The following is a 17,683-nucleotide window of genomic DNA, read 5'->3' as shown; positions in this document are numbered from 1 at the left end:
GTGTAGGTTCACTAACATTAGAAATTAAAATAAGGCTTGTATAAGTTACTGAAAGGAAAAGAAAAAATTAGGAATCGGGGATTATTTGGAAAAGTTGTTCTAAACAATTAACCCCGAATTCTTAATTGATGACTAACTAAGCGATTTATCCAATACTTCCCCCCTCTCTGGTGTAGGTTCCGACTCTTTGAAGGCTAACCTTAAAAAAGGAGGAGCAAGAAAAGTTGTCAAGATGACCATAATGATAATAGCCGCCTCTAAAGATTTATTTAAAACTCCGCTTGCCGTACCAATTCCTGCAAACACTAATCCGACTTCTCCTCGAGGAATCATCCCAACACCGATCGCTAAACGGTTAATTTGAGGTTGTCCGAAAACTGACCAACCCGTGACGACTTTACCAATAATGGCAACGAGGAGCAAAAAACTAGCGATAATTAAACCTTCTCGATTTTCTGGAATGACTGGATTAAGTACACCTAAATCAGCTTTAGCCCCTACCGTTACAAAAAAGATGGGAACTAAGATATCTGCAATGGGAATTACCTGTTGATCTAACTCTTTGCGTCGCTCAGTTTCATCGAGAACTAAACCCGCCGCAAAAGCACCTAAAATGGCTTCTAGATGAATCGCATTGGCTAAAAACGCCATGAGGAAAGCAAAGGTAAAGGCGGGAATTACTGTTTGTCCTCTGGTTTGCAAACGCTCCACTAAAGCGACAAAGGTTTTATTGAAGACCTTACCTAGAAGAATAGCACCAACCAGAAAGACGGTCGCACTGATAATCAAATAGATGACATTAAAAACATCAATTTCACCTGTTTTAGCCAGACTGGCAACTACCGCTAAGACGATAATCCCTAAAACATCATCAATGACGGCAGCCCCAACAATAATTTGTCCTTCTTTTGATTTGAGTTGTCCAATTTCTGAGAGAACTTTTGAGGTAATACCAATACTGGTAGCCGTTAGAGCAGCACCCGCAAAGATCGCTGGAATGGCGGGGACATGAAAGAGCGTCATTAAGCCCACTGTACCCAGACCAAAAGGAACGGTTACCCCCACTACTGCAACAATCATCGCGCTGATGCCGACTTTTTGGAGTTCTTGAAGATCCGATTCTAAACCGATTTCAAAGAGTAAGACAATCACCCCTAATTCTGCTAGGACAGAGATGACCTCACTTTGGCTTTGAAAAATAGTCTCCATTGCCTCTGGAGTCAGATGATTAAGCATTTGTAGAAATTGCATAATCACAGAGTCGCCAGCACTCGCCCCCGCTTCGGGTAGTACGATTAAATGAAGTGCCGATACGCCAACGATGACTCCACCGATCAATTCACCCAACACAGGGGGTAAATTGACTCGTTTAGATAATTCGCCACCAACTTTACTAGCAATGTAGATTACAACTAGGGTTAGTAATACTCCCGTTAGGACAATTGGTGCATTTTCAGTCTCTGGAGTGGTTGCTAATAAAGAAAATGGCGATAAAAAGAAAGATAGGTTAGTCATGATTTGAGCTAATTAACGAGTTAAGATTTGACTTAGATACCGACAACGTTTGAAGAAACCAAAGATAATTTGAAAAAGACCCGCCAACATGACGACGGTCATCGACCCCGTTGGCTCAGAAGTGAGGGTTGGTGTCCCCCCAAACAAGGCAGCAAAAAAGCCAACACCGACAGCACCATAAAGTCCTGCGATCGCTCCTGCTCCTGAAGCGACACCGAAGGCTAATGCTAGAGGGAGCGAAACAAAGGCAGCCGTTACGCCTCCAAAAATATCTCCCCTAAGATTGTTGAATTGAATACGATTGGTAATTTGCATTCGAGTTTTCCCTAAAATCAGATTTTCTGATACGCTCCATTACACGGCTGCTCTAATAGCATTTATTTCTTGCAATGCAATTTATATCATTTATTGCAATTAGTCTATATTAATCCTTCGCTCTTGACAAGAATTTTGAAAAGATTCATAAAATTAATCAATTGATAGCAGCTACGATATTTAGTTTAATCAATACTTAATGAGTGACTAAAGAACTGACTAAATAATCAGCCTTCGTGTTTAAGGGACTTTCTAGAAAAATAAAAATACAGATCAACCTCTTGAGCCGATCTGATATGTTTTATTATTATGGGACGCCTGGGATTCGAACCCAAGACCAATCGGTTAAAAGCCGAGTGCTCTACCGCTGAGCTAGCGTCCCGTTGTGTTTTCCACACGATTTCTAATATTAGCATAGATATTTAGTCTATGCAAGAGCTAAATCTAAAAGTTTTTCACTGTGATTTCTACCCATGATTTAAAGCTAGCACCCGCATCGATATAATGCAAGGATAAACCCGTATTAAGGGCGTTACGAGGCGCACTCCAAGGTTCAAGACAAATATAGTCTTTTCCTTTAACTGTCCAAAAAACAACCGTAGAGTAGATATCTGAGTAAGTTAGGCTAATTTCTTGGCGACGGTATTGATCAGTATAGCTACAAGATGAGCGAGTCACATCAGAAAAAGCAACATCAATCTCATCTTCATTAAAATCAAAGCCACCTGTAAATGAATGAATCTCTTTTGTGATTTGGTTTTGGTATTGAGTAGCAGGAATATCGAAAACTAGCTGATTTTTGTCCTCTACTTGAAAATAGGGATGGAAACCGACACAAAAAGGCATTTTTTGCGCCGAATGGTTTATGATTTGCTGCAAAATTTTCAAACGGTTTCCCTGAAGTTGGTAAGTTAAAACGTACTGAAAATCAAAAGGATAATCTTTGTAAGTCGTGGTATTACTTTCTAAGGAGAGACTTAAACTCGCACAAGATTCCGTTTCTTCGGCTATCACTTCCCAAGGGAAATCTCTGGCAAACCCATGCTGTTTAAGCGTGTAAGATTGTCCGTTATGTGTATAGGTATTCTCGGGTAAATTGCCGCAAATCGGAAATAAAATCGGAATTCCACCACGCACACTCATAGAAGCATCGGCAAAGCGTTTTTCATCTAGATACAAAATTTCTTTTCCTTTGAGTGAAAGACGGGTGATAATACCTCCTCTTTCGGGAACAACTTCTAGACGTGCATCAGACTCGGAGTCAGAAAGAATATAGGTTAGATATTGTTTTTTTGTCGGTGCGATCGCAAACACAGTCATTCTGTTTCTTCGTAATCAATTATCTAAATTATTACTCAAAACACAAATCGCGATTGAAAAGTACAAAAAATAGTACGAATGAGACGAGAAAATAGAAAATGTAAGTTATGATCATTCCAGACATTTATCTAAAAAATTTCATTGATGAAAAAACGTTTGCTTTCACTGTTGTTTCTGTTCCTCATTGGTGTCATTCTTCCCTTTGGTTGTACAGCAAATAATCCTCCATCAACTGAAAACTCATCTCAAACGTCAAATGTTTTAAGTGTTTATAACTATTCAACTTATATCGCTCCCAATGTCCTTAGCGAATTTGAACAAAAATTTAACGCTAAAGTCCAATATGATACTTTTGAATCGCCTGATGATCTTTATGCAAAGATGAAAGCGGGTAACCCTGGGTATGATATTATTTTTCCCACTGATTATCTAGTGACGATTATGGGAAAAGAAGGCATGATCGAATCTCTTAATCATACTAAAATTCCAAATCTGAAAAATATCGATGAAAAATTTATTAATCCTCCCTTCGATCCCAATAATCAATATAGCTTACCCTATCAATGGGGAACTCTAGGTTTAGGCTATAACTTAAAAAAAACGAAACAAGATTTAGATAGTTGGCAAGAAATGTTTGATCCTAAATATAAAGGGCGAGTTTCTTTAATTGAAGAAATGCGGATGATGATGGGTGCAGTTTTGCTCTATCTAGGTTACGATCCGAATACGACTAATCCAGAAGAAATTAATAAAGCCAAAGATTTTCTAATTCAACACAAAGAAAATATTGCAGCTTTTGCACCCGATACAGGACAAGTTTTACTCGATCAAGGACAGGTTGATATTGCTGTAGAATGGAGTGGTGATGTGTTTCAAGTTATGGAAGAAAATCCAGATTTACGTTATGTAATACCCAAAGAAGGCTCTTTGATTTGGGTAGATAACTTTGCGATTCCCACTGGTGCGCCCCACAAAGAATTAGCCGAACAATTTATCAATTTTCTATTAGAGCCAGAAATCAGTGCTAAAAACTCTAATTTTATTAAATATGGAACACCGAATAAAGTATCCATTGAAAAAGCACTCATTAATAAAACTGAACTCGATAATCCTGCAATTTATCCGCCATCAGAAGTGTACAAAAAATTAAAGTTTATTCAAGATGTCGGAGAAGCAACCCGTTTTTATGATGAAGCGTGGACGGAAGCTAAATTAGGAGTCGGTAAATAAGAGATGGTTTCGGTTGAATTAATTAATGTTTCTAAAGCCTTTAAAAATTCTCAAAAAAAAGATTTTACTGTCGTCGAAAAGCTTAATTTAAAAGTGGCAGAAGGTGAATTTTTTTCTCTTTTAGGCCCTTCTGGATGCGGCAAAACTACAACCTTGAGAATGATTGCAGGTTTTGAATTACCAACATCAGGAGAAATTTATGTTCAAGGTGAACCGATGGCACAACGTCTACCGTTTCATCGTCCTGTTAATACGGTTTTTCAAAGTTACGCCCTTTTTCCTCATCTAACAGTAGCTGAAAATATCGCGTTTGGTTTGGAAATGGAAAAGCTATCACGTACAGAAATTCGGACACGGGTGAGCGATGCTTTAAATATGGTACAACTAGAAGGTCTAGAAAATCGTTATCCGCGTCAACTTTCTGGGGGACAACAGCAACGAGTCGCCCTCGCACGTGCCTTAGTCAAAAAACCTAAGGTATTACTCTTAGATGAACCACTAGGGGCATTAGATCTTAAACTTCGTCAAGAAATGCAGCTAGAATTAAAACATATGCAGCAAAAAGTAGGCATTACTTTTATTTATGTAACCCACGATCAAGAAGAAGCTTTAACCATGTCCGATCGCATTGCTGTGATGTATCAGGGTAAACTGTTACAAGTCGGAACCCCTAGAGAAATCTACGAAGAACCGCAAAGCTGTTTTGTTGCTGATTTTATTGGGGAAAGTAACCTCTTAACTGGGCGAGTCGTTGAACAACAGGGAGATCAAGGCGTAGTATTAGTAGATGAGACGCTACCGTTTAAGATCAATAGTTCAACTCCTCAACCTGTGGGAACGTTTGTTACTCTCGTCATTCGTCCCGAAAAAGCGCTCCTTTATCCTACTACGTCTGATGTAGAGGGTTATACGGGTGTCATCGAAGAAGTGGTTTATCTGGGTACCGATACTCGATATTTAGTGCGTCTGAGCCCACAAAGTGTGTTAAGTGTGCGTCAACAAAATTCTTTTAATCAAGATAGCTATCAACCCCAAGAATACGTTAAAGTTGCGATCGCTCCTCAAAATGTCCGCGTTCTCCAAAATTAGAACATCTGTTCTAGATAGATTTTGTAGCCCACTGTGTCTAATTTATCCTGTTTATCTAAGACCATTTGATTTAAACTCTGTTGATATTCCATCATTTTTTCTAACAATTCTGGATCATTCGCGCCTAAGATCCGAATTGCTAATAATCCCGCATTTTTAGCATTACCGATCGCAACTGTCGCCACTGGAATACCCGCAGGCATCTGTACAATAGAATACAATGAATCCAAGCCGTTTAATTGTTTCGTTGTCACTGGAACCCCAATGACGGGTAATGGGGTTAATGATGCCACCATCCCAGGTAAATGGGCTGCCCCTCCTGCACCTGCAATAATCACTTTTAAACCCCTCTGATGAGCCATAGACGCATACTCATACATCCTCTGGGGGGTGCGATGGGCTGAAACGATTCCCACTTCACAAACTACGCCAAATTCTTCACAAACGGCGATCGCTTCTTTCATCGTGGGTAGGTCTGAATCACTCCCCATAATTATCCCGATTTTTGCTTGATTCATGAGAATTTTTTGAGGGAAAAAAGAAAATTTTTAGTAAACTAAACTGTTTTTATGTTATTCTTGTTTATAAGAAAAAATTATTCATAATCGAAATATAGGTATTTTTATAAAAGTGCAAATATTTCCATTATAAAAATATTTTTGCAAAAAAAAGCGAATTTGTCAAGAAACTGTTTAACAAAAGTGCGTCGCGTTTCTGCCTTAAAATAAAAAATTAAATTCTTGCAATTCTTGTTTATATGATAACACTGGTCAACGCCCGCATTATAGGTTTGGAAAAGCTACAACAAATCTATATTAACCCTCATGGAATCATTGAAAAAATTAATCCAACATTAGAAGAAATTGGAGAAATCATCGATCTAAAGGGGGATTGGATCTCATTAGGGGGAGTTGATCTACAAATTAATGGGGCATTAGGCAAAGCGTTTCCCGAACTAACAGAGGCGGATAACTTTGTCTTAGAAGATATTTGTAACTTTTTATGGAAACAAGGAATAGATGGATTTTTACCAACATTAGTTACTACTTCAGTCGAAAACATACAACGATCGCTTAAAATTATCGATCAATATATTAAACAGCATCCCCAAACGAATATCCAAACGGCCAAAATTTTAGGTGTTCATTTAGAGGGGCCATTTTTAAACGTCGAAAAACGGGGCGCACACGCAGCAGAATACTTACTTCGTCCGAGTCTAGAAGCAATAGAAGACATACTTGGTAACTATACACATCTTGTCAAAATTGTAACTCTAGCCCCCGAATTAGACCTTAACGGAGAAGTCATTAAATACCTTCATCATCAAGGAATTATTGTTAGTTTAGGACATTCACTCGCCAGCGTCGAAGAAGCTAAAAAAGCCTTTGCTTGGGGTGCTTCAATGGTAACTCATGCGTTTAATGCCATGCCACCGCTACACCACCGCAAACCTGGTTTACTGGCTGAGGCCATTGTCAATAAAAATGTATACTGTGGATTAATTGCTGATGGTCGTCACGTTTCACCAACCATGATCGATCTTCTGCTGCGGGCAAGTCACTATGAACAAGGAATTTTCCTAATAAGTGATGCCCTAGCCCCCATCGGTTTAGATGATGGTTTTTATCCTTGGGATAGTCGTCAAATAGAAGTTAAAGAGGGAACAGCGCGTTTAATGAATGGTACCTTAGCAGGAACTACATTACCTTTATTTAAAGGAGTAGAAAATTTAGTCAGATGGGGCCTCTGTGAACCAGAAATAGCGATCGCACTAGCCACAGAATCACCCCGTAAAGCGATCAACTTACGTGGAATTGAAATCGGACAAACCGCCAAGCTGCTGCGATGGCATCTGTCAGAAGCCAGTAAACGACTAACTTGGGAACGATTAAACCTAAATACGTTGTAACAAGCTTTTGCCGTGTGTATCTGTACCGCAAGTATTGAATAACTGATAACTTTCGCTCAGTTGTAACGCTTTTTCCGTTTCTTTAATACTGGTTGTCCAAGGTTTCGGGTTGCCATAAGCATAAAAAGCTTCTATCCCATCAATGCCAAGTCGTGCCGCAGCAGGAATCAGCCTTTCTGCTGAACAATGGTAGCGCGAGGGATGGGCTAAAACCACTAAACCCCCTGCTTGATGTATGGCGTGAATCACATTAACTGCATATGCGTCATTTGCTTTCGGGCGTTCCCCTTGCAAATAGCGAGTCATAGCGGGGTGTTCGAGTGAAAAACCATAACCGAGTAAATGAACTTCTGTACCGAATAAGTCTGAAGTGACTTCAACACCTGTCCAAAGATGAGGTAAACGAGCGTCAGAACCTAATTGATGTTTTTCATCTAACCAAGTTTGAGCGATTTGATAACCTTTTACGGAATGATGATCTGTAATTGCCATTCCTTTGAGTCCAATTTTGACCGCTTGTTCCATTAAGTCAACAGGAGATAATTGTCCATCAGAACAAATCGTGTGCATATGGAAGTTGTAATGATACGGACAACTATCTTTTTGAAGAGTTGCCCAAACTTCTTTAAGACCTTGAACATCGACAGATGGCTTTACAGTAGATAAAACCATGTTTAAACCTACTAATGGCTGATATTAATATTTCAGTTTGTTAAAATCCACAATAACAAATATTAAGCAGCATTGGTGAAAAAATTGTGTAACAGCTATCACATTTATTAAGTATTTATACTTGTTTAAGTTTCGGTTTCCTCTAACAAACTTGACCACAAAATTTTTAAAGCTAATAAAGCAAAACCCAAAGCAGCCAAGGCTTTTAAGAGTTTTGGAGGGAAGAATTGAGCGATACTACCACCTGCAATTACTCCCAAAAAACTAGCCAAAATTAAAGCAGTAATTGAGCCTAAAAAAACCGCACGAGGTGATTTAGAACTGCCTCCTAATGCGATCGCAGCCAGTTGACTTTTATCGCCCAATTCTGCTAGAAAAACCGTCATAAAAGTCAAGCCAAATAATTGCCAATTCATAATCTAAAAATCTAAGAATAAAGAACATCGCCAAGTAATAGGGCGGTAATGAATAATAATAAAAGTGAAACCGCTATATCGAGCGTTTTAGGGGATAATCGTCTTGAAATCCAATAACCGATCAAAACACCTAATAAACTGGTTGAGATTAAAGCGACTGCTGAACCTGCAAACACAACCCAAGGTGATTTTGATTCAGCACTCATTAATAAAGTGGCTAACTGGGTTTTATCCCCCATTTCCGCTAAAAAAATCGTGAGAAAAGTCGAACTAAAAACCGTCCAAAAAGGATTAGACGTTTGATGAACAGGAATTTCTGATTTTAAATTGGTTTCTTGAGTAGCAGTCATGTTTTAGATCTAGTCATTATCATACTCTTTTCATTTTTACCTAAAAATCCTCACTTTGACTCATTTAATTGCTTATGGAAAAAATTCAAGCTTTTTTAGCCTAAAATTGCTTGAGTTTGACATACCAACGTCACCTCTATAAGTAAATTAACTATCAATTATCCCACCATAACCGCCACCCCCTGGTGTTTCGATGATAAAGATATCACCTGCATTCATTTCGACAGTAGCGGTACTTTCTATTTCTTTGACTGTGCCATCTTCGCGCTGTACTGAATTTTGACCCACTTTTCCCGCGTTCCCTCCTGCTAAACCAAAGGTCGGAATAATGCGATGATTGGATAAGATATTCGCTGTCATTGGTTCAAGAAAGCGAATTTTTCGAGTAATACCATTTCCCCCGTTATATTTACCTTTTCCTCCACTATTCGGACGAATACTAAAGCTTTCTACGAGTACGGGATAACGAAACTCTAACACTTCTGGGTCAGTTAAGCGAGAGTTGGTCATATGGGTGTGTACTGCATCGGTTCCATCAAAAGTAGCACCCGCACCCGAACCCCCGCAAATAGTTTCATAATATTGATATTGCTCATTGCCAAAGGTAAAGTTATTCATCGTTCCTTGAGAAGCTGCGAGAACCCCCAAAGCACCATACAAGGCATCTACAACCGCTGCGAGGTTTCGACATTGCCCGCGACAACAGCTGCGGGATAAGTTGGGTTTAGCATACAGCCAGAAGGGATAATCAGATGTAGAGGTTTGAGACATCCAGCATTGAGGGGGATATTATCATCGACTAGCGTGCGAAATACATACAAAACAGCCGCTTGAGTGACGGCTTTCGGTGCATTAAAATTACTGGCTAGTTGTTGAGAGGTTCCAGTAAAATCGATGGTTGCACTACGATTATTAGAATCTATTGTTACTTTTACAGTAATTTGTGCGCCATTATCCATCAGATAACTAAATTCACCATCTTTTAATACATCAATGGCTTTTCTCACGGATTCTTCGGCGTTATCCTGCACAAATTTCATATATGCTTGTACGGTGGGTAGTCCGTATTGAGCGACCATTTTTTGTAATTCTTGCGCTCCTTTAGCATTTGCGGCAATTTGGGCTTGAAAATCGGCTATATTTTGCTCTGGATTTCGCGCTGGATATAGATTACTAGCTAAGACTTCTCGTAACTCTTTTTCTCTAAATCGACCCTGTTCAACGAGCAAAAAGTTATCAAATAAAATTCCCTCTTCGTCTATGGTTTTACTATGGGGAGGCATGGAACCAGGGGTAATTCCTCCGATATCGGCTTGATGTCCTCGTGAAGCGACGTAAAATAATATAAATTGTTGATTTTGAGCAAAAACGGGTGTAATTGCCGTGACATCGGGTAAATGTGTTCCTCCATTATAGGGATTATTGGATAAGTAAACATTTCCCGACTGTAACGTGTTTTTGTCATCTTCAATTAAACTGCGAACACTTTCACTCATTGAGCCTAAATGTACGGGAATATGGGGGGCATTGGCGACTAATAAGCCTTCTTGGTCGAAAATTGCACATGAAAAGTCTAAACGCTCTTTGATATTGACCGATGATGCCGTATTCTGTAGGGTAATGCCCATTTGTTCGGCGATCGATTGATAGAGATTTTTAAAGATTTCGAGATAAACTGGATCACATTGCGATGGGTTGAACATATTTGGGCTAACAAAGATTACTAAATATTTATCAGTTTCTGTTACTCTTTATTATCTAACTGAAAAAATTCATTAACAAGATTTACTAATTCAGACAAAGGACTGATGAATTCTTTGGGCTTCTGTTTTCTTATTTCTGTCGTTTTTTCTTCCTCTATTGTCTCTTCTTCATTAATAATTTTCAAATCTTTTTTAATTTCTTTATTGACTTTTTTAGCTAAAAATGATCTATCAAAAAACTTTAACATCCCTCGTTGCTGAGGATTGTTAATTTCATTATAAAAATTGACTGTTACAAAACAAATGAGTGGCACTTCAGGAGCCTCATAAACAATGCCATATTTTTCTTTAATTTTAGAGCTATGTTCGTTAGCAATTTCTAATAAAAGTTTCCATTTGTAAGTTTGGGCGGCTCTTTCTCGTAAAGAGGTTTTCAAAGATAGAATTATACATTTAGGACAGTCTGTATTTTTATCTTTGTTAGTGGTTATCTTAGAAGAAGTAGCTCCAGTAGAATTTTTAGGGTACGAGTAAATAATTAAATCACAATCTGGTTTTTGTGTTTCACCATCAGCTAATTTTATCGTCGATATTTTGTCAAATCCTTTAACAGTAGTTTTTCTATTAGTTATATAAATATGTTGTTCAATATTTTGAATTTCTTTGTTTTTCAAAAAAATGTACATCAAGGAATAAGGAAAAATATTACCTACAACAGATTTTGAAGCTTGATTAATATCTTTGATTAGTCCACTTTTTTTTCTTTTATTAATTAATTCTAGTACTTCGTGTTTTGAACCTTGAATAATGTCGTGAAGAGAATTAAAAGCGTCTTGATAATGAATTGAATTATCTTCCTTTAAAATCTCATCTATTTTAGAGAGAACTGGCAACATATAATAAGCATTTTTAATTGTTTTGATTAGTTGATTCTCTTCCTTAATAAAATTATATTTTTTCTGCATATTGCTCATAAATAATTAAATTTAAAAAACTAATGAAAGCTCTAATTGATTAATAATTAGAGGTGGCTTGACCAGTACTTGAACAGGATTATCCAGACTTTTTATAATTTCTTTACCTATAGCCTCGACTACAGGAGGAACAACCGCATTACCAAACTGTCGATAAGCTTGATTATCAGAAACGGGAATAATAAATGTTTCGGGAAATCCCATTAATCTCGCACATTCTCTCGGTGTTAAACGGCGTGGATTTTGACCAACTTGTGGTATTAGAATTTCTGCTCCATCTTTATAATATCTAGCACTTAAAGTCCTAGCTATACCGTCTAGATCTACTAATCCATAACCGAAACCATTTCCTTTTTCTTTATGCTTTTCTGCATATTTTTGTAAATAATTCCAGAGATGGTCAGTTAAAGTATATTTACTATCGACTTCACTTTCTAAAATATCTCTAATTCTAGGCTTAAAATCTGGCAATTCTGGAAAGTTAAAATTAATAGCTTTATCAAATCCTACGATAAATATTCTTTTTCGATTCTGAGGAACCAAGGAACGAGCATCAAAAATTTGATAGTGAATATGATAATTCAAATCCTGTGAGAGAACGTTTTTAATTACTTCAAATGTCTTGCCCTTATCATGACTCTGTAAATTTTTGACATTTTCTAGAATAAATGCTTTAGGTCTTTTTTCTTTAATAATTTTAACGATCTCAAAAAATAGAGTTCCTTGTGTAGGATGCTCAAAGCCATGACGAATACCTAGAGCATTGTGTTTAGTTACTCCTGCTATACTAAAAGGCTGACAAGGAAAACCCGCCGTTAATATATCATGATCGGGAATTTCTGAAGTGGGAATTAAAGTGATATCACCTTCTGGCTTATGATTAAAATTGGCTTCATAAGTTGTTTGTGAAAATTTATTCCATTCTGATGAAAAAACACATTGACAGCCTAAATTTTCAAACGCAATTCTAAAGCCTCCTATCCCTGCAAATAAATCAATAAACTTAAGCATTTTTGGTATTACACTGTTAGTGAATCAAGCTTTCTCTAGAATTATATATAAAATGGTTGTCTATATACAAATAAATTAAGTCGTTTAATTTAACGTTAGTCTGTAATAAAAAAGTCAGAAGAATAGACGATAAACTAAATAACCTAGTCAGTAACCGTGTCAAGTTTGCGATCGCACACCCTATCAAAACGAGCTAACCGAATTTGACAAAGCTTTTGATTCTTGTTTGTGTTATGGTACACGAGCATGACTAATTACTAAGTCATCCTGTGGCTACCCTTGATGAGTCAGATCAGCAGGATCTAACTAAAAAAGATTAATGCTGGATAATCTGTCTTACGAACCATCCTAATTCTTATTTCCTATTTCAGAATAAATGTGAATCATTATTGCTCAATAGAAAGCTTATGAGCTATCCTCCTGCACCTTGGCATCTAACAGGTAAAGCTTTAATCAGTCTCCATCAGATTAGTATTGAAGTATCTCGACCTTTTATTCCAGCAAAATTAGAAATTATTCCGATTTTACCTAGAAAAAGTATCGGCGGTGTTTATCTGGCTTCCTATCAAGCGGGGTCAGTTTTGGAATACCATGAATTAATCGTTGTTCCTGCTTTGGTTCGCTATCAACAGCATATCGGTTTTTGGGTTTCTCATATCTATGTGGATCATGAAGATTCAATTAGAGGAGGGCGCGAAATCTGGGGTTTACCGAAAGAATTTGCTGATTTTAAATGGAAAAACTCAGAAGTGCTGGTTACTCAAAAAGATCGTACTCTTTGTGTTTTTTCTCGCCAGTCAGAATGGCTCAATCTAACGAAATTGTGGCTACCTCAATTTAGGGGTTCTTCTTTTAGTCGCAAGGAACGTGATTTACTCTCTTTCAACAGTCAATTTAAAGTTAATCCAAGTTTTATCTCAGCATCTCTTATGATTCCTGAAGAAAGTCCTTTTTCGGCTTTAAATTTAGGGCAAGGATTTTTAGCTTGCAGTTTAAATAATTTAGATTTAACTGTCAATGCTCCTCAATCGATCAGCACTTTTAGTAGTCTCTGATACTTAAATCAGGTGTTTTTTATTTTAGTTCTATCTAAAGTATGAAGAAATGTAAACAAATTTTACGCTATATTAAAAGTCAAGTTACATAACTCACACTTGTTCAGGAATTTAATCATGGAAAGCAAACAACCTGTAGACTACTACGAACAGCAATCTCAACGGAAATATGGTGAATTTGCCACCAAATTTCAATTCGGTTCTAACCCCTCTGCTGAAATCTGGAACGGTCGGTTAGCAATGGTTGGCTTTTTACTTGCCTTAATCATTGAAGTCACCACAGGACAAGGATTCTTACACTGGTTAGGTATCTACTAAAATTGTAGAATTTCTACAACTTAAATTAGTGAAAATTATAGATTTTTTGTAGGGGTATACTGACCAAATCCCTACAAAATTTTTTGTTTATCTATTTTTAGATTCTAGACTCGTTGTAAAACTAAATGATTGTTTTCTGTTAATTTTGCTATCCAATTTTTCTCTACGATAATCGTACCAATTTTCTCGATAATGATAGCAGTTCCCACAACTTCATCAAAAGGCTGTAAATTCTCACGCCGATAAACGGGTGTTTCTTGCCAAGAATTCTTAGTAAAAATTTGAACAATTTCTACAGGATCGGGCATTTCATCAAGAGAACGAGTCCGCGTCATTAGTGCTTCTTCGGGTGTTTCCACTATTTGAATAACTTCTACAGAAACTCTTTCGACAATTAACGCTTTTTGCGGTTGAATAAAGCCATATCGAGTTTGATGTTCTGTTTCAAACTCTTTTTGCATCATCGCTAGATCTTGCGCAAAACTAACCGTTAAAGTTGAATCCGTTCCTTGATATTTTAAACTGACTTTTTTGATAACTTTTTCGTCTTTAGTAGATTTTTCTGTATTTAACTCATTTCTCGCCTGTTTTTCGAGCAATGTCAGCAGTTTTTCTAATTGTGATAATAAAGCCTGAGTTAAGATTTGTTCGACTGCACTTTCTTTAATCACTCGGATATCTGCTAGTCCCATTCCATACGCACTTAATACCCCCGCGTAGGGATGGAGAAAAATCGTTTTAATTCCCAATGTATCGGCAATTAAACAAGCAACTTGACCTCCTGCACCCCCAAAAGTTGATAAGGTATATTGCGATACATCATAACCCCGTTGTAGACTAATTTTCTTAAGAGCATTAGCCATATTATCTACTGCAATTGTCATAAATCCTGCCGCAATTTCTTCGGGTGTTTTTTGAATTGTTTGTGCTAATTCAGTAAACTTTTGTCGAACAATTTCTGCATCGATGGGTAAATTTCCCTCCTTTCCAAAAATCTGAGGAAAATAATCAGAGCGAATTTTTCCTAACATCACATTTGCATCAGTAACCGTTAGGGGCCCACCTCTACGATAGCAAGCAGGGCCAGGATTTGCACCTGCTGACTCAGGCCCAACGCGAAACCGTGAACCGTCATAGAATAAAATTGAACCACCTCCCGCAGCTACCGTGTGAATACTCAATACAGGAACGCGCATTCTAACACCTGCTATTTCACTATCGAGTTGTCGTTCATATTCCCCGTTATAATGGGCGACATCGGTTGAAGTTCCTCCCATATCAAAAGTGACGATTTTATTAAAACCTCCTCTAATACTGGTTTGAACTGCCCCAACAATACCCCCCGCAGGCCCCGATAAAATGCTATCTTTACCTTGAAACTGATGGCAATCGATTAATCCCCCATCAGATTTCATGAACATTAATCGCACATTGGGTAATTGACTGGCGACTTGATTGACGTAACGCTTTAGTATTGGAGATAAATACGCATCAACAACCGTAGTATCACCTCTAGCAACCAGTTTCATCAGTGGGCTAACTTGATGGGATACTGAAACTTGCGTGTAACCTATTTCCTTGGCAATTTTGGCGACTTGTGTTTCGTGTTGAGGATAGCGGAAACTGTGCATAAAAACGATCGCACAACTTCTAATCCCTGTATCATAAGCTTGTTGTAAGTCTTGTTTAACTTGTTCTTTCTTTACAGGAATTAATTCATTGCCATGTGTATCGTATCTTTCCTCGACTTCGATGACGCTTTCATATAACATCGTCGGTAAGATAATTTGACGCGCAAAGATATTCGGACGATTTTGATAACCAATTCTCAGGGCATCTTTAAAGCCTTTGGTGATTAATAATACAGTACGGTCTCCTTTTCGTTCTAATAAAGCATTCGTCGCTACTGTCGTTCCCATTTTGACCACTTCAATTTGTTCGGTGGGAATCGGTTCATTTGTATTAATCTGAAGAATATCTCGAATGCCTTGAATCACTGCATCCGAATATCGTTCGGGGTTTTCGGAAAGAAGTTTGTAGAGAATAACCCACTGTTGGTTAGGTAAAGGAACAATCAAGAATTTAGAATCTTGTAATAACCGATCAATGATAGTCTGATTATCGGATACTGCTACTAAATCAGTAAATGTACCCCCTCGGTCAACAAAGATTTTTAGCATTCGTATTTTTAAATTAGTCTAGGAAACTTTGCTTTATTTAATATAACTTTCAGGCTCGAACAAAGTTACGATAGAAGAAAAACCACCTCAGATCAATTGTTATGAGCGAGTTACCAGTCTCAATTGCCGAGTATTATCATGAGAGAACAAAATATGATCCTCAGACGATCGCAGCAAAAAATAAATCGTTAGACTGGGAAAATCAGCCAAGTCCTTTTAAAGAATACAAAATTGGCAATACATTTGATCTTAAACCCTATTTATCCAGTCAGGTTTCATCTTCGAGTGATGCTAATCTTGTAATGGGAAAACGCCTATCGCAACTGTTGGCATATAGTTATGGTCTAACGGCTAAAGTTCCGACAATGGGAATACCCTTATATTTAAGATCTGCGCCATCAGCAGGGGGTTTGTATCCAGCCGAACTGTATTTAATCTCGCGGGGGACTCCATTTTTACCCCCAGGACTTTATAACTATCAACCTCAAAGCCATTCTTTGATTCATTTTTGGGAAAATGATGTCTGGCAGGATTTACAGTCGGCTTGTTTATGGCATTCTGCGTTAGATAATACCCAAGTTGCTTTAGTTACAACAGCCATTTTTTATCGTTCGGCGTGGCGGTATGAAGATCGAGCCTATCGTCGTATATTTTTAGATACGGGTCATTTGTTGGGTAATATTGAATTAGCTAGTGCGATCGTCGATTATCGTCCTCATCTGATTGGTGGTTTTTTAGATCAGGCGATGAATGATTTATTGTATCTTGATTGGCAAGTCGAAAGCGTCATGACAGTTATTCCCTTAGCCGATTTATTAGATATTAAACAGCATTTATCCCCTGGAATCACGGCTTTACCGTCTGGAACTCAGCGCAACTATCCCAAGCTGGCTGATGGTGATTTATTGACGTATTTTCACCAAGCAACAGAAATACATACCTCTGAATTAGCGATTTCTAAAGAAACTCAAATAGAAGATAAATATAATTTTCCCTTTTGTCTAAAAGTTCCTACTCAAATGTATCCGATTAGTTGGGGAGACAAATTATCAGGTTTAGAGACAACAATTTTAAAACGGCGTTCGACTCGTGCTTATAGTGGTGCGGAAATTCGCTTAGATGAGTTAAAAGCTTTACTAAACTTTACCTATCAACCGCAAAATTATATCGCTCAAAATCTCGATCCTGCGCCAGACTATTTTGATTTAGATTTATTGCAAACCTTTATTGCGGTTTCTGGGGTTGCGGGACTAGAAGAAGGATGCTATTATTATGCGCCCAAATCTCAAGAATTAAGACAAATTCGGTTTAAGAATTTCCGTCGTGAGTTACATTATCTGTGTTTGGGACAAGAATTAGGACGGGATGCCGCCGCCGTTGTCTTTCATACGGCTGATCTGGGGAAAGCTGTCAATCGGTATGGCGATCGTGCTTATCGTTATTTACATTTAGACGCAGGACATTTAGGACAACGCTTAAACTTAGCTGCTATATATCTAGATCTTGGAGTCAGTGGAATTGGTGGCTTTTTTGATGATCAAGTCAATGAAGTTTTAGGAATACCGACCGATGAAGCAGTCATTTATATTACAACACTGGGAAGACCGAGAAAAGGTTAACTAATTT

At 37.7% G+C, this 17,683-nt stretch carries 15 protein-coding genes, 1 tRNA gene and 2 pseudogenes; 6 read left to right on the top strand and 12 right to left on the bottom strand.

Annotation, left to right across the window (positions count from 1 at the left end):
* Positions 1-132: 132 nt before the first annotated feature.
* From CFPU101_RS10145 to CFPU101_RS10130, 4 genes and pseudogenes are all read right to left on the bottom strand, one after another.
* Positions 133-1,515 carry a cation:proton antiporter gene (locus CFPU101_RS10145; protein ID WP_206815232.1) on the bottom strand — a complete coding sequence of 461 codons (1,383 nt, stop codon included), beginning with the start codon at positions 1,513-1,515 and terminating at the stop codon, positions 133-135.
* Between the two features lie 24 nt (positions 1,516-1,539).
* Positions 1,540-1,830: pseudogene (locus CFPU101_RS10140) on the bottom strand (SulP family inorganic anion transporter); the annotation flags it as partial.
* A gap of 310 nt (positions 1,831-2,140) precedes the next feature.
* Positions 2,141-2,212, bottom strand: a tRNA-Lys gene (locus CFPU101_RS10135).
* 62 nt (positions 2,213-2,274) lie between these two features.
* The gene (locus CFPU101_RS10130; RefSeq protein ID WP_206815231.1) at positions 2,275-3,150 is read right to left on the bottom strand and encodes an aldose epimerase; all 876 of its coding nucleotides are present in this window, start codon (positions 3,148-3,150) and stop codon (positions 2,275-2,277) included.
* A gap of 144 nt (positions 3,151-3,294) precedes the next feature.
* Between CFPU101_RS10130 and CFPU101_RS10125 the strand changes: the two genes are divergently transcribed.
* Both CFPU101_RS10125 and CFPU101_RS10120 read left to right on the top strand, forming a co-directional pair.
* A complete protein-coding gene (locus tag CFPU101_RS10125) occupies positions 3,295-4,380 on the top strand; it encodes a PotD/PotF family extracellular solute-binding protein (protein ID WP_206815230.1) in 1,086 nt (361 codons plus the stop codon).
* A gap of 3 nt (positions 4,381-4,383) precedes the next feature.
* Positions 4,384-5,469 (top strand): ABC transporter ATP-binding protein, encoded by a 1,086-nt coding sequence (locus tag CFPU101_RS10120; RefSeq protein ID WP_206815229.1) that lies wholly within the window; start codon positions 4,384-4,386, stop codon positions 5,467-5,469.
* Here CFPU101_RS10120 and purE read toward each other — a convergent pair.
* Positions 5,466-5,987, bottom strand: coding sequence for a 5-(carboxyamino)imidazole ribonucleotide mutase (purE, locus tag CFPU101_RS10115; RefSeq protein ID WP_206815228.1), 522 nt, complete (start codon positions 5,985-5,987; stop codon positions 5,466-5,468). The two genes, CFPU101_RS10120 and purE, sit on opposite strands and share 4 nt — an antisense overlap.
* 239 nt (positions 5,988-6,226) lie before the next feature.
* Here purE and nagA point away from each other — a divergent pair, with 239 nt between their 5' ends.
* The gene (nagA, locus tag CFPU101_RS10110) at positions 6,227-7,378 is read left to right on the top strand and encodes an N-acetylglucosamine-6-phosphate deacetylase (RefSeq protein WP_206815227.1); all 1,152 of its coding nucleotides are present in this window, start codon (positions 6,227-6,229) and stop codon (positions 7,376-7,378) included.
* On the opposite strand, the gene CFPU101_RS10105 is transcribed toward nagA, so the two are convergent.
* The 6 genes and pseudogenes from CFPU101_RS10105 to dcm all read right to left on the bottom strand — a co-directional run bounded on the left by CFPU101_RS10105 (position 7,364) and on the right by dcm (position 12,504).
* Complete coding sequence (locus CFPU101_RS10105) at positions 7,364-8,050, bottom strand: PHP domain-containing protein (RefSeq protein ID WP_206815226.1); 687 nt, start codon at positions 8,048-8,050, stop codon at positions 7,364-7,366. The two genes, nagA and CFPU101_RS10105, sit on opposite strands and share 15 nt — an antisense overlap.
* A gap of 125 nt (positions 8,051-8,175) precedes the next feature.
* Positions 8,176-8,466, bottom strand: a complete 291-nt coding sequence (locus tag CFPU101_RS10100; RefSeq protein WP_206815225.1) for a TMEM165/GDT1 family protein — start codon at positions 8,464-8,466, stop codon at positions 8,176-8,178.
* 11 nt (positions 8,467-8,477) lie between these two features.
* Complete coding sequence (locus CFPU101_RS10095) at positions 8,478-8,816, bottom strand: TMEM165/GDT1 family protein (RefSeq protein WP_206815224.1); 339 nt, start codon at positions 8,814-8,816, stop codon at positions 8,478-8,480.
* 147 nt (positions 8,817-8,963) lie between these two features.
* Positions 8,964-10,444: pseudogene (locus CFPU101_RS10090) on the bottom strand (hydantoinase B/oxoprolinase family protein).
* 116 nt (positions 10,445-10,560) lie between these two features.
* Complete coding sequence (locus tag CFPU101_RS10085; RefSeq protein ID WP_206815223.1) at positions 10,561-11,484, bottom strand: BsaWI family type II restriction enzyme; 924 nt, start codon at positions 11,482-11,484, stop codon at positions 10,561-10,563.
* Positions 11,485-11,505: 21 nt separating this feature from the next.
* Positions 11,506-12,504, bottom strand: a complete 999-nt coding sequence (gene dcm / locus CFPU101_RS10080; RefSeq protein WP_206815222.1) for a DNA (cytosine-5-)-methyltransferase — start codon at positions 12,502-12,504, stop codon at positions 11,506-11,508.
* Positions 12,505-12,911: 407 nt separating this feature from the next.
* On the opposite strand from dcm, the gene CFPU101_RS10075 reads away from it, so the two are divergent.
* Together CFPU101_RS10075 and CFPU101_RS10070 are read left to right on the top strand one after the other, a co-directional pair.
* On the top strand, positions 12,912-13,559 hold the full coding sequence (locus tag CFPU101_RS10075; RefSeq protein ID WP_206815221.1) for an acetoacetate decarboxylase family protein: 648 nt from the start codon (positions 12,912-12,914) through the stop codon (positions 13,557-13,559).
* Positions 13,560-13,676: 117 nt separating this feature from the next.
* A complete protein-coding gene (locus tag CFPU101_RS10070) occupies positions 13,677-13,877 on the top strand; it encodes a chlorophyll a/b-binding protein (RefSeq protein WP_206815220.1) in 201 nt (66 codons plus the stop codon).
* A gap of 104 nt (positions 13,878-13,981) precedes the next feature.
* On the opposite strand, the gene CFPU101_RS10065 is transcribed toward CFPU101_RS10070, so the two are convergent.
* A complete protein-coding gene (locus CFPU101_RS10065) occupies positions 13,982-16,057 on the bottom strand; it encodes a hydantoinase/oxoprolinase family protein (protein ID WP_206815219.1) in 2,076 nt (691 codons plus the stop codon).
* Positions 16,058-16,158: 101 nt separating this feature from the next.
* Here CFPU101_RS10065 and CFPU101_RS10060 point away from each other — a divergent pair, with 101 nt between their 5' ends.
* Positions 16,159-17,676: a SagB/ThcOx family dehydrogenase gene (locus CFPU101_RS10060; RefSeq protein ID WP_206815218.1), complete on the top strand. Its 1,518-nt coding sequence runs from the start codon at positions 16,159-16,161 to the stop codon at positions 17,674-17,676.
* Positions 17,677-17,683: the final 7 nt, after the last annotated feature.

Origin of the sequence: Chroococcus sp. FPU101 (assembly GCF_017312365.1) — a bacterium.
Taxonomy (GTDB): Bacteria; Cyanobacteriota; Cyanobacteriia; order Cyanobacteriales; family Microcystaceae; genus Chroococcus.
This window is presented reverse-complemented; position numbering and strand designations above follow the sequence as displayed.